Annotated in this window: 7 protein-coding genes; 3 read left to right on the top strand and 4 right to left on the bottom strand. The window is 43.6% G+C overall.

Annotated elements, in window-relative coordinates; all coding sequences use genetic code 11:
• Nucleotides 1-289: 289 nt before the first annotated feature.
• The 3 genes from IQ257_RS30975 to IQ257_RS01005 all read left to right on the top strand — a co-directional run bounded on the left by IQ257_RS30975 (nt 290) and on the right by IQ257_RS01005 (nt 5,609).
• On the top strand, nt 290-2,536 hold the full coding sequence (locus IQ257_RS30975) for a methyltransferase domain-containing protein (protein WP_322744125.1): 2,247 nt from the start codon (nt 290-292) through the stop codon (nt 2,534-2,536).
• A 121-nt stretch (nt 2,537-2,657) separates the two neighbouring features.
• Nucleotides 2,658-3,224 carry a type IV pilin-like G/H family protein gene (locus IQ257_RS01000; RefSeq protein WP_193873083.1) on the top strand — a complete coding sequence of 189 codons (567 nt, stop codon included), beginning with the start codon at nt 2,658-2,660 and terminating at the stop codon, nt 3,222-3,224.
• 153 nt (nt 3,225-3,377) lie between these two features.
• Nucleotides 3,378-5,609, top strand: a complete 2,232-nt coding sequence (locus IQ257_RS01005) for an O-linked N-acetylglucosamine transferase, SPINDLY family protein (RefSeq protein ID WP_193873090.1) — start codon at nt 3,378-3,380, stop codon at nt 5,607-5,609.
• 1 nt (nt 5,610) lies between these two features.
• Here IQ257_RS01005 and IQ257_RS01010 read toward each other — a convergent pair whose 3' ends face one another.
• From IQ257_RS01010 to IQ257_RS01025, 4 genes are all read right to left on the bottom strand, one after another.
• Entirely contained in the window at nt 5,611-7,269 is a 1,659-nt protein-coding gene (locus IQ257_RS01010; RefSeq protein WP_228060314.1) for an O-linked N-acetylglucosamine transferase, SPINDLY family protein, read from the bottom strand.
• Nucleotides 7,270-7,277: 8 nt separating this feature from the next.
• The gene (locus IQ257_RS01015) at nt 7,278-11,000 is read right to left on the bottom strand and encodes a class I SAM-dependent methyltransferase (protein ID WP_193873084.1); all 3,723 of its coding nucleotides are present in this window, start codon (nt 10,998-11,000) and stop codon (nt 7,278-7,280) included.
• 32 nt (nt 11,001-11,032) lie between these two features.
• Nucleotides 11,033-11,425 (bottom strand): tetratricopeptide repeat protein, encoded by a 393-nt coding sequence (locus tag IQ257_RS01020; RefSeq protein ID WP_193873085.1) that lies wholly within the window; start codon nt 11,423-11,425, stop codon nt 11,033-11,035.
• A 204-nt stretch (nt 11,426-11,629) separates the two neighbouring features.
• Nucleotides 11,630-14,224 carry a carboxypeptidase-like regulatory domain-containing protein gene (locus IQ257_RS01025; protein WP_228060315.1) on the bottom strand — a complete coding sequence of 865 codons (2,595 nt, stop codon included), beginning with the start codon at nt 14,222-14,224 and terminating at the stop codon, nt 11,630-11,632.
• Between the last annotated feature and the right edge of the window lie 36 nt (nt 14,225-14,260).

The following is a 14,260-nucleotide window of genomic DNA, read 5'->3' on the forward strand; positions in this document are numbered from 1 at the left end:
CTTCAACGCTTGAGCGATCGCTCATTATACTCAGCTTACTCTTGAAATCGGCATCCGCTACATCTGTTACTCAATCCGTTGCCACATCATCTTCCCCTACCAGAACCCGGACTTTTTCAAAAAGTCGGGGTTCTAATTAGCATTGTTCAAATGCCTACAATGAAGTTAGCTGTAGCTTCTAAGCCAACTCATGCTAGAGTACAACCCGTTAGATTGCCTCCCCTCTGCAGGTGTAATAACTGGTGATACAGTTGAGATGATCAACTCAAGGGGGTTGTAGTAAAAACCAATGACGGCTGTCAAATCTCTGTTGGAGCAAGCTCGAAATCCCAACTTCTGGAGGAGCCTAAATCCTGAGTTGAGTGTCAGTGAAGATTTGCTCCCCGAATCCTTGACTCTTTTGACGGTTGAGCCAGAACAGATGAAAAATCTGTTGCTCACTCTCAAGACGGATGGTTATTTTCAAATCGATGCGATTCTGCCCGATGCAGATGTTTTACGCATGGCGGCTGGTCTGAAAAAGATACGACAGGCAGGCTGGACTCCACCGTTTGTGTTTGTCTATGATGAGTTTTGGCTGACTTTTTGCCGATTATCCCAGATATTATCCACTGTCCTGGGTCAGGACTATCAGCAGCTTCCTGACTTTTGGGCTTGGTATATTGACCCAAACAAGACGGAGACAGGATGGCGTCCCCACCGTGACAAGTCGCAAAATACATTGTTACCAGACGGAATGCCTAAAAGTTTAACGGTGTGGATTCCCCTTAGCGACGCCACTCCGCTCAATGGATGTATGTACATTCTACCAGCAGCGTTCGATCCTAATTACGGTTGTGATTTCTCAATCAATAAAATTGATACTATTCAAGATATTCGGGCATTACCTGCACCCGTGGGTTCGGTTTTGTGCTGGAATCAAGCTGTGCTGCACTGGGGAGGGCGCAGTAGTGAACGAGCAACTCATCCACGCCTAAGCTTTGCCTTTGAGTTTCAACGGGGTGATGTTACACCTTACAATACACCCTTGCTTGACCCATCTACGCCTCCAACGTTCTCTCAACGTTTGGGCTTGATTGGCAAGCAAATCCTTCAATACAAGCATATGTACCCCCTGTCCGAGCCGCTTGCTGAACTTGCTGTGGAGCTAAAAAAAATGGATATGAACGAGCCGTCAACTAATCTGCCCAATCCCCCCTTAGAACCCCGGAAAATAAACGGTCAGACTTCTGAGCTATCAGAACAAATTCGGCAGCAATTTGATTTTTCTCCTTATCCGAGAGTTCCTTTAGAGGAATCTCCAAAAGATAAACCGAGTTTGCTTTATATCTATAATATAGTCACACCTTATTATCGCAGAAATAGAAAAATTATTGATACCCAAGACAAGGTTATTTTAGATGCCGCCTGTGGCACGGGTTACAAATCGCTAATTCTGGCAGAAGCCAATCCGGGCGCAAAAATAGTGGGTGTTGATTTATCAGAAGAATCGGTGAAGTTAGCTCGTCAGCGATTGCAGTATCACGGATTCGATAATGTCGAATTTCATACTCTAGCCATTGAAGATTTACCAAGCTTGGGAATGAAATTTGACTATATTAATAATGATGAAATGCTTTATTTCTTGCCCGATCCAGTAGTGGGATTGCAGGCAATGAAGTCGGTTTTGAAACCAAAGGGAATTATTCGGACGAATCTCCATAGCTCATTTCAGCGCAGTAGCTTTTTTCGAGCGCAGACCCTTTTCAAAAAGATGGGAGTGATGGAGGAAGAACAACAAGAGTTGGGGATAGAATTAGTTCGGCAAACGATGGGAGCCTTGAAAGACGACGTGCTGCTGAAAGCGCAGACTTGGCGTCCCGACTATGAAACAGAAGATGGACTGATTGTCGTCAATCATTTACTGCGGGGTGACAGAGGCAACACTATTCCTGAACTATTTTCTGCTCTAAGAACTGCCGATTTAGAATTTGTCAGTATGGTCAATTGGTGGCAGTGGGATTTAATGGCTTTGTTCAAAGACCCAGATGATTTGCCCGTGTTTTTGGGAATGAGCTTGCCAGAACTGTCTGTAGAAGAGGAATTGCATCTCTTTGAACTCTTACATCCCGTACATCGTCTACTTGACATTTGGTGCGGTCATCCTAATCAAGCTGAATCCTTTACCCCGGTTTCTGAATGGATGGACTCGGACTGGCAAAAGGCGCAGATTCATCTCCATCCTCAGCTCAAAACACCAAAATTTCAAGAAGACCTAATCGAGTCTTTTACCCAGTTAAGAATGTTTGAAATTTCTAAGCATCTACAGCTCATTGAAACGTTTGTAACGCTAGATACCTCCATGGCCGTATGCCTCCTGCCTCTGCTGGACGCTCCCCAGTCAATGATGTCATTGGTGGAACGTTGGCAGCAGGTTAGACCAATTAATCCTGTGACGTTGGCATCGACGGATGAAGAACAAGCATTTCACCTCATCCAGCAGATGTTGACTCAGCTAGAGAGGTTAGGATACGTGCTAGTAGAACGCCAGTCTTGAGAAGCATTGGCTCTAAAAAACTAAATTTTTTGCCGCAGGTGATAGGAAACTCGTCTAAAGTGGGTAAGTTACATCCAGGAGTTATCAATCACTCATCCCACACCCCAAGGAGAAACACCTGATGAAAATAGAACTAAAGGCTAAGTTCTTACAGCACCTGAACCAGAAGAAGCAGGATGAAGGCTTCACTCTGATCGAACTGCTCGTCGTGATCATCATCATCGGTATCCTGTCTGCTATTGCTTTGCCTTCCTTCCTCAACCAAGCGAATAAGGCAAAACAGTCAGAAGCCAAGCAATACGTCGGTTCCATGAACCGAGCTCAACAATCGTTCTATCTAGAGAAGGGCAGATGGGTTACTAATGATAAAACGGACTTCGGTAACTTGGGTCTTGGTATTGCGACCCAAACGACAAATTACAAATACGTCATTGCTGGTAAAGAGACCGATGACGTGATTACTAACCAGGCACAACAAGTCAAGCCAAAAGCCCCACTCAAAGCCTATACAGGAGGTGTGGCGATAGGAACACAAGAAGGAACCGGAGAAGCAACCACGTTAGCCATATTATGTGAAGCTAAGGAAGCTCTTGTCCAAAATAATGCTTTAGATGGTAAAGCAGTAGTTGCACCACCGGCTGCGGGTAAGCAACCAGAATGTCCTACAAACTATGATCCGTTAAGCTAAGTTTTAGTGGGCAAGGCATCTTCCGGTTAGAGATTTAAACATAGCTCAATTAAATAGTGGGTGGAGTAGATGCTATGCTCTACTCACTTTTATATGGGAGTCCATGCTCGTATTAGGGAGAATCTGCGTCAGTCCTTTGTTATTATCCAGAATATGAGTGCTGAATTCTCTTCTACTGATTTAGTTAACTGGCAACAGCAAGCCTATCAATACTTAATTCAAGAAAACTATAGCAGGGCAGCCAAGTTATACGAACAGGCAATCGAACTAGAACCTAGTGTTAAGTCCTCCTACTGGTATTTAGGCTTGATATGGCTATTGCAGGGACAGGAAGCAGAAACACAAACGACTTGGCTGGTAGGGATGGCAGAGGGTGAACCGGAACAAGTTGATCAATGGACAAAGGAACTGATACAGGTTCTGGACACCGAAGCTGAACGTCAGGAAGCGCTGTCAAACTATTCAGTGGCTTGGCTCATCCGGCAGCATCTACGAGAACTTAGTCCTAGTGATATCGATAATTTATTGCAAATTATTCAATTGTCTATTCGACTGGAGAGGTTTAGTGGAGAAGACTTAACGTCTTTAGGAATTATTGATTTACTGCAATCAGAAGAAGACGTTCAAGTTAACCCAGATTTACTGCTAAAGGTTCTACAAAATCTCTTAGATTCTGCACCGACAGAACTGTCATTCCTGGAATTTGCAGAAGCTTGTCTGCCTTACATGGGTGAATCTCAGGCTTTCATTAATATGGTACTACCTGCATCTATTAAAATCGCTTATTCTCAAAAGTACCCAACTCTAGCTGCACAACTAGCCGAGTTATGCTTGCGTTTAGATGGGGAACATAGGGAAATATTAAGGCATTTGGCTAGCTTTTATCAAAATTCAGGTCAATATGATGAGAGTATAAAAACGGCTAAATTTTGCTATTCCTTAATGCAAACCCTGCCCGATAAAATTTTTGCTCTACATTTGATTTTGCGCGGTTTGATGAGTGCAGGTGGCTTGGGGCAAGAAGCCTATTCCCTGTTGCAGCAGCAGGAGTCATTGTTATTGGCACTCATAGAAAAACAACCCCTTGAACTTGAGCAAATCACTACCCTGCGTCTCTCTACACCGACCTTCTTTCTACCTTACTACAGGGATGACCTAAAAAGGAACCGCTGGATTCAGAATCAAGTGTCTTGGATTTGCCAATCTAGCATTCAACATTATGCAAAGGAGCAAGCAGAGCAATATCGTCAAAAATGCCAACTTAGTTCGATGAAGGGTACAACTGACAACCCTCTGAAAATTGGCTACTTATCCCATTGCCTGGGGCGGCATTCGGTTGGTTGGCTGGCACGATGGCTATTTGAGTATCACGATCATGATCGCTTTCAAATTCATGGCTATTTTGTTAACTATAGACAGATCGATGATTTTTTACAAGATTGGTATGTAGAGCAAGTTTTCCAAGCTCATAAATTAGGAATGGATGGGCGAGAAATCGCTGAGAGAATCTATCAGGATGAAATTGATATTTTAATCGATCTGGATAGCATCACGCTAGATATTAGCTATGAGGTGATGGCGCTTAAATCAGCTCCAGTGCAAGTGACTTGGTTGGGCTGGGATGCATCAGGATTACCCAGCATTGATTATTTCATGGCTGATCCTTATGTCTTACCCGATTCGGCTCAAGCGTATTACAGCGAGCAAATCTGGCGCTTACCTCAAACTTATATCGCTGTAGATGGCTTTGAAGTGGGTGTGCCGACTTTACGTCGGGAGCAGCTAGATATCCCTACTGATGCGGTGGTGTATCTCAGTAGCCAAGGTGGATACAAACGTCATCGTCATACCGCTCAACTGCAACTGAAGATTCTCAAAGCCGTACCAAATAGCTACTTCTTGATTAAAGGGTTTGTCGTTCAAGAAGCAATTAAAAAATTCTTTATTGAGATCGCTGAAGAAGAGGGAGTCGATTGTAATCGTTTGAAATTTTTACCTTCCGTGGCTTTAGAGGCAACTCACCGGGCTAATTTGGGTATTGCTGATGTGGTGCTAGATACCTATCCCTATAACGGCGCAACCACTACTCTCGAAACCCTCTGGATTGGTATTCCCCTAGTCACGCGAGTGGGAGAGCAATTCGCAGCGCGTAATACTTACACTATGATGATCAATGCGGGTATTACCGAAGGGATTGCTTGGACTGATGAAGAGTATGTAGAGTGGGGTATTCGCCTAGGCAAAGATGAAGCGCTACGGCAACAAGTCGTATGGAAACTGCGCCAGTCACGGCAAACTGCCCCCCTATGGAATGCGAAGCAGTTTACCCGCGAGATGGAAAGTGCTTACCAGCAAATGTGGCAACGGTATATCGATGCGAGTTAGTCTATTTGAGTCTTTCCTGAACAACCTGTTTATAGAACGCTTCTAAACCCGCAACACAGGCTTTGTCATCAAAAAGCCTATCATGTCGCTCTTTCATTCGTTCTGCAATATGATGCCGCCAAGCTGAATCTAGTCCCAACTTCACCGCAATCTCAATATAGTCCGCTTCATTTTGAGCAATAGTCTCTGTCACGCCGATCATCTTGAGAAAACTATCCGAGTGACGACCGCGCATAAATTCCCCCGGACAGTTGACAATAGGTAGATTACACGCGATCGCTTCTAAACTAGTATTCCCACCAGACCAGTCAAGCGTATCCAAATAAACGTCTGAAAGCAAGTTAATCATAAGATAGTCAAACCGCTCTGGAATAGTCAGGAACAGACAATAATCTTCATACTTAAAACCAATTGCGCTAAACGCACGCTCAAGACGCGGCTGAAGCAGCTCACCACGCAGAAACAGAAATTGAGCTTGCGGAACACGACGAGCAATTTCGGCAAAGATGTAGTCGTATTGCGGTAGATACTTAAAAGGAGCTTGGCAACACAAGTAAATAACCGCATCCTCCCGTAATTGATAATCTGCTCTAGTTTTGCTTAATGGCGGAATATAAGGCTTAGGATAAGAAACGCCAATATTCGGTAAACGAATCAACGTCTCTGTATAATGATCTTGTGCATTTTCCGATTCCATTAACTCGCTGGACAAAAAGTAATCAATCGTTGGCAAACCAGATGTAACTGGATGTCCCCATGCCACGCATTGCACAGGTGCAAGTCGTAACGCCGCCATTTGCATTGTTTGCGAGTCCATCCCAATTTCTGGGAAGACAAGAATGTGAAGTTTATCAGCCAGTATCTGCTCACAGACTACTTCTAAATTGTAAGGAATATGGTGAAAGATATCACTATCGTCATGAAACTGTTGAGTAATGGAATCAGGCTGATTTCCGGTATAGTAGCAGTAAATTTCAAACCTTTCCTTATCGCAATGACGGAGCCATCCTGTTAACCACAGTGTTCCACTATAAGAGTGCAGATAAGCTGAAGCATAGCCAATCCGAATCTTGTGATTTTCTTTGAGTAGAGGCATTTCTATGGGTACGATCCAGTTTGGGTAGTTAGCTGCCATGACCTGATGCACTAAGTTACCGTACTGGCGTTGCAACTCCCTATCATTTTGAGCCTGATAGGACAGGTAAAAGTTGGTAAGCCGACCTATACCTGCCAGAGCATTCTTCTGCTGTTCAATAGTTTCTAGTGATGTTTGCTGAATTAAATTTTGCAACCCTTGAGAAAATCGCTGACGATAGTAGAGAATTTCTGCTTGATTCTGATATAGGGTTGGTACTAATAAACTTTTGAGAATTACAAAGGTATAGTCATTATGCAATAATTCTGACGCAATATGCGCCCTTGATATTGCTTCCTGGATATGCCCGCTGACTTGCAACTGAATAATCAACGAGAAATGCAGTCGAGCATCTCTGGGATAAAGTAGAAGTCCTTCTTGAAGTGTGCTAATAACTTTATCTGAGAGATATAAATGTCTAAAACACTCACTTAAGCACCAATATACATCAGGCTCTCCTACTTGAACCTCTAAAAATTTTTGATATTGTTCAATGGCTTCTTCCCATTTTCCCTGATGAAACAATTTATGGCTCAGTTCAAAAAAAAACTGCCAGTTTCCCTATTCTGAAAGCTATCTAGATCGCAGGTAGGAATACTTTCTGCTTTAAAATAAGTGATCGCTTGTTCATTTTCCTTCTCTAAGACAATTCGACCATGGAGGTGAGGCAAGAGGCTGTTCCACTGAATTTCGCTTAACTGTCCCAACAGGGAAATCTCTGGACCCTCACTAACATCTAAATCTTCCTGCATTAGAAGATTCATTGCCACACTGGATAGAAGCATATTAGCATCATCCTCAGAAATGGCACTGCTGTCTACCAGTAGTGTCATCAGACTTCTATCAGGGTGAGTCGCGATTACTCTAATCACTTGTTCTAATTCTACACCCAGAGACTCTTCAGGTTGAAACCAATCTGGGAAAATAATCAAATTGATATCCTTCAAGTTTAACGGCAAAAGAGTAGCCTCAATCAAAGCAGAATTTACTATTTTCATCATTTTTGACCAAGAAAACTTTTTCGCTTGTTTTAAACCAGCAGCAATTAAAGATTTACGAACATCTGGCTTTTGCACATCACAAAGCGCATTAGTCAGTTCATTAATATCATCGTCATTTACATATAAAGCGGCTTCCCCTGCTACTTCAGGAATCGATGCATTTGGACAAGTAATTACTGGACAACGACAAGCCATCGCTTCAAGTATAGGCAAACCAAACCCTTCATACTTCGAGGGATAAACCAGTGCCATAGCACCAGAATAAGCTGCTCTCAATTCCTCATCAGTGAGTTGTAACATATGGACAACACTACCCGATGAATAAGCTCTCAACTCTGGAGCAAGTAGGGAACCGCTACCTGTACAGACAATATCAAATCCCTGTTTACTATAAAGTTGAGCAAAAGCCTGGAAAAATAAGCTCGTATTTTTATAACCCCCTCCAGTACCTACTAAAAGAAAGTATGGTTTTGAAATTCCATAGTTTCCGCGAAAACTATTTACCTCTTCAATACTTGCTGGGAAGAAATGACTTTTAACTCCACAAGGAGCTACTGTTACTGATTCTAGGGATATATCCGGGAAAAAGTTTACCAGGTCACGCGCTGTATTTTCTGAAATAGAAATGTAGGTGGATGCCTGTTGAATGGCATGATGCTTTTCTCGCCACATGGGATGATTCAGATCCCATCCCATCACTTCTGGAATCATGTCATACGTTATGAATACAGACGGTGTTGAGAGGGGAGTTGTGTAGTAAGTCGAAATAAATAGGTCAGCATCCTCTTCATAACACACCTGCTGTAACATTTCCCGGTCACAGTCTGTTCTACCATAGTCATAAGGTGGTACAGCACGATAACGAATACCAGGAATTTCGGGGGCAGTTCCAGCTCTATCGAGAACGACAATATGTTCAGCAAAACTGTGTTCAACCCATTCTTCTAATAACGATTTCCAAACGCGGGCTATTCCAGTTTGATAGAGCTGGAAGAATACACCATCTACGACAATTAGAGGTTTAAGTTTTACAGATTGTTTTTGCAACGTATCTATCTGTACAAATTTCCATGTATGGCTATCTTTCTCTTTCTGAGCAATTGGGACAATACCACATGACTCAGCAGTATCGATCATGGTTGCATCTTGAACCCAGGAAAAATACTGACGCAATAAAACAGGAAATATTGTCTGTTCCTGCAAAGCTTTCCATCTGGATACAGCATTTTGATAACCATAGTATTGCTCTTTAAATTTTAGTTGCTCCGGCGTTGCGTAGGCAAAATGTTGGAAAATCAGCCCTCGCTCTTCGCTTTCTTCATGTACAAAAGGATTAATTTCTGCTACATTGCGCCATTGGTTATCTGGTAGAGGTTCTATCAATACCGGAGGTTCATGGGCTGCCCACATCATACCTGGTTTAAATCTCCAAGTACGCAACCAATCTTGTTGAGGATTCTCAGCATAACAGTTACGAGTACTAATAAGCAGATTTTCTCCCACAAAGTACCAGCACCAGTAGAAAGCGGCTGTTTTCTCAGGATTGCTGATGAACATATGTCGCCCAGTACATAGTTGCTCGACTGTCCACAGTTCATCTACATCCACCTGCCAAACCAAACATTCCTCATGAATATTTTCCAGTGGCGCATTCACCATTTCAACTTTGCCATCCCAGAAAACTCCCTCTGGCTTCCGATAAACTGTGATATTTTCAGGATACTGCCGCACCAGTTCATCTAAATATTCTGTTGTACCATCCTTGCTGCATCCATTCCGATGAATTTCATCACTGATATGCCCACCCAGCTTAGAACTCCATGCCGTATCATGCTTCAAATCCGCTACACCTTCAACAATGTGCCAATGCCATTTGAAAGGCAGTTGCTTGAAAATTTCAATATGATAGCGAATAAACGGTTCACCATTCAGGACTATTGTAAAGAAGTGAACGGGTAATTGGAATGAGGAAAGGACTAAACTATTATCTTTTTGTCCACAAGCAAGACTCGATGAATATTCGTGATTGCTTAGGTAATATTTGGCAATATTTTTCCATACCTTTTCTGAACCAGGCCATGTATGTATAACGTCATGAAATGCTATCCATCCTCTATTTTTGACTAGAGGAAACGACATCTGAAAATCTTGTAGTACATCCAAATATTGATGAGAACCATCAATAAAAATAAAATCAACTTCACTATCGTTAGTTAGTTTGTGCCAACGGTTCAAAATTTCATGAGAGAAACCCTGCAACGGCACTACGTATTGTCCAACACCATTTTTTTGAACATTCCTTTGCCAAGTCTCAAAAAAATTTCTATCGGGAAAGTCACTATCATTTCCATCCCATGTATCAATACAATAGATTTTTCGCCTTGTTCCTATGCAAGCCATAGCCATAGCAATAGTAGATCGACCCTTATAAGATCCGATTTCTACGATCACTGCATCTTCTGGCAAAAGTTTTACTTTTTTGAAAAGATATTCTTCTTGCCCAGGTATCATGAAGCCTTCGATGACTTCAACTGCTGTCTGAATAGTTGTGTAACTGGCTGGTTGTACAATCTTTTCCTTAAAGATGGCATAGCCGTTACGTACTTGTAAATTGCCGCCTATGAGAGTATAGCTTGAATCATTAATAAGCCGCTGAAAATTTCTATTATTTTTATATGAATTAATATCATCTAGGAAAATATATTTGGCTCCGTAGACTTCATCCAGTTCTGCTTCACCTGTGAATTCTGATCCGTCAATTAAGACTATATCAAAACAATCAATTTCATTTTCTTGCTTTATTTTTTCAATCCCTTTATCAGGAACACCCGCATTTTTTACGTATTCAATATCCTGGCGTAACCACCCTAAGACTTGCTCAAGGGGATAATTATTTAAGGCTGTCCGATTACTATTGTAAAAACTAATAATTTCATTCTCTTTAGGGAACTCTTCTAAAAAAACAGATGATAAGTTATAGCATTTGACAAAATAATCTTTAGCGTACCTCTTTTGGAGTTCTGCAAATCTAGTTTTTGAAACCTCCAGACAAAACAGAGTTGGTTTGTTAGGATTTTCGCGGATTCCATTGACAAAAGCTTCAGTACTTCCTTCACCAGAGGATGATCCGATTTCTAAAATTGTATTTATGTCTTCTGCTCGAACAATTTTTTGAATGGCTGCATAAAATTCATCATTTTTAATTTCTGGAGGAATAAGACGGTCAAGTTCAGACTTTGGAGTTTCCTTGCTCATTGTTCAAACTTTAATGAAATCTGATTTTTTGTTTAGCGATCGCTCTCCTCTTCCCCCTCACTTACTTTACCCACCTGCTGCTTCAACTCAACCAACCGCGCCTTATACTCCTCCTGCTGAGGATTCAACTCCACCAACTTCTCCAACGGCGCGATCGCACCTTTAGTATCCTTCATCTCCAACCGCGTCTCCACCAACCCTTCCAGCGCCGTCTGATTCTCTGGCTCCCGCTCCAACACCAACTCATAACCCTGTTCTTGAGCCGCTAACTGTTGATCTACCGAAGCCGCCTCCGTTGTAGTAGCATCCGTCGGTTGCTGAAAAGCACTACTAAACATCCCAAATAGCCCGTACCCCGTCGAACCCAAGAAGGCACAAGCAGAAACTAAGACAAGAATTCGTTGCAGCGGTTTTTTTTCAGACATACCTGACTCAAGGAGCAATACAGTCGCCAGTCACTACCCTTACCTTACCCAATTCTCAACCCCGAGCGATCACTACCTTGATATCCAAACTCATCCCAGATACTTTCGAGAGTAAACCAAAACTATCGAAGAAAGCCACAGGTGCGATCGCGAATTAACCACCACTAATCAGAGCCGTTGTAAAATTTAACCCTTGACATAAAGCTAACGCTCACGCAAGTTCAGTTCCTGAAATGGTTCTGACGACTCATCTAACCTGATAGTCTCCGGTTGGGCAGGTTCCCCATTAATTTGCAGTGTGAACATTCCTTGAGACAACCGTTCTAGATAATAAACTCCCGCACTATTCGTTACCGAAAATAGCCGTTGTTCTCCATCGGCGCTAATGGCTTCCACTCTTGCCCCCGCCACCGGATTTCCTTCTGTATCTGTGATTACACCTGCCAGGGTAAAAGACCGAATTAGGGGTATGATAACGGGTGTATAACTCCCTGCAACCACCTCAACAGCATAGGCATCAACCGCTGCTTGCCAGTCAAGGGGAAATCCAGCCGGATCAAGATCAAGGCGATAGGTTCCGGGAGGAAGGCGGACAAGAACTCGGTCGTTTTGAATTTGAGGTTGAGATGATTTAATGGGTTGATTATTCAGAATGAGCAGTAAATCGGCTGTTTCCGTATAGAGCTCTTCTCCGATATCCCATTTATCATTGGTATTACGGTCAAAAAACGGCTGAATTAATAAACCCCCTCTCGTTCGGAAACGGTCAGATTGGCGATCGCCTGGAAAAAGTCCTTGCTGTACATTTAGGCTAGCGACTAGTTCTAGGCTATAGTTTGCTTCACTCGATGTTACTGATACTCCCTCATAACGCCCCCGTAGCAGTAAACCCGGTATCACAGTAGTTTGCGCGGTGGCTATTATCCCAGAACCTTGGGAACCTACACCATAACCTAGCTGAGTTTCCCATCGATAGCTACCGTCAGCCGATCGCGCCGGGGAACGATAGCGCCAACCCACCGTCGCCAAGTTATCATTACGCTCTAAGTTCCGCGTTTCATAACTCAGCAGCAAGGAATGTCTATCATTGAGAAAACTCTGAGAAAGATTGTAATTGAGTTGCGACTGCAAGCCGATTTCATTCCCTTGTTGGGTGAGTTCCAAAAATCCCCAGCGTTGCGTAGCATTCCAGCGTAGGCGATTTTGGTTGTCAAGGGTGGCGCGGGCAAAGGTAAAAAAACCCCGACGGCTAAAACCCGTTTGCACCCCAGCAGCCACACCATCGCGGCTATTATAAGTTCCCAGTAAGATGAAACGGGGTAATACTCGCCAGTTGAGGTTAAGACGTTGGGAAAAGCGATCGCTGTTAAACTGCGCACTAATACCAGGAGTCGGTTCATAGCGCACATTGGCATTGACATCCCAATTACCCTCCTCATCCGGACTTAACACCGATGCCGCTATTTCTAAGGGGATACCACTGGGGCGAAAGAATAATTCCCCCAACCCCCTCGCCGTTTCGTCATAAATACCTCCAACCCCCACCGTTAAATCTTCCGATACCCCCCAGCGTTGGGCAATTCCCCCGCGAAAGTCTTGCAATTCTCCGATAAAGTTCTGATTTTGAAATCCAGATGCTTGACGCCCGAAACCAGCAGAAACTATCGTTGCGGACGCCCCGGCGGGAATTTGCCCTGGTACAGTAGAGAAGGTGGCATCCCGAATTTCCGGTTGTGCAGAAAGGCGTCCTTGGGGATAGAGTAAAACCCGATAGTTTCCGAAAGACTGACCCCCTATCGGCACATCTTCAAAGCGGTAAATACCGGAAGAATCAACTAGAACTTCAGCCAAAACGCGATCGCTAAATCCCTGAGTTAGTCGCACCAGGGTTCCGGGTTCTGCTTCCCCCAAAATCGTGCGTCCCACCTGTGATGCTTGCAACCGTTGCCCTGGAACGAATCCCCCACCCCCAAATGTCACTGGGGGCGTAAACCCTCGTCGTTGAATCGTCGTGACGCCCCAATACTCACCTGCACTCTGACTCCGCCAAAAGGTTGGCTGAGAACCGACTATATAATCTCCTGAATCAGTCTGTTGCAAATACTGGGCTTCTGCCAGACTCCAGGTGGGAGATTCTAAAAAGTCTGGCTGGTTAACGCGGACATACCAGCTACCGAATAGCAGCGTACCCACTGCCGTCAGTTCCCCCCGCGCCCGCAGTGAAGAGGACTCCCCGAAGCCGGAGGATGACTCTGAACCCGTAGCATTTAGCCGTTGCTCAATAGCTGTTAGGGTAAAGTTAGAGGGTTCTATCCGTGGCAAGCCTTCGAGTTGTAACGGGGCTGCTGTTACATTAGAACGTCCTGTTCTCTGTCCTAACCAAGGGGGATTGAGGATAATGGCGTATTCGTTAATATCAAATTCTGCCGGAACACCGAATCGGGTTTGTAACTCTTGAATGGAAAAAACTAACCCTAATTCTGGGTCATTGCGTAATTCTTTCGGATTAATCCGAGTTACCAACCCTGGCGAGCGCACTTCTAATTGCCCATCGGGTAACGGCGTCACTTCTAGTTTCAACGCCTTAATTACCGTATCATAGGGAATTAACCAATTCTCAAAATCAATCGCCTGGGTTCCATCTTCTTGTCCGCGTACCAACACACTGAAAATAACTGGGCGTCCACCGATATTCACACCCACCGGAAAGACAGTGAAGTTATCAGATATGTCTGTTAAACCTCCAGCAAAGGTATTGTACCTGTCAGAGGCTAAAGTCCCTGGCTCATAATAGCTCAAGTCCGTTTTAACTGACTGAATATGTTGAATACTAGC

The organism is Coleofasciculus sp. LEGE 07092 (assembly GCF_015207375.1).
Classification (GTDB): Bacteria; Cyanobacteriota; Cyanobacteriia; order Cyanobacteriales; family Coleofasciculaceae; genus LEGE-07092.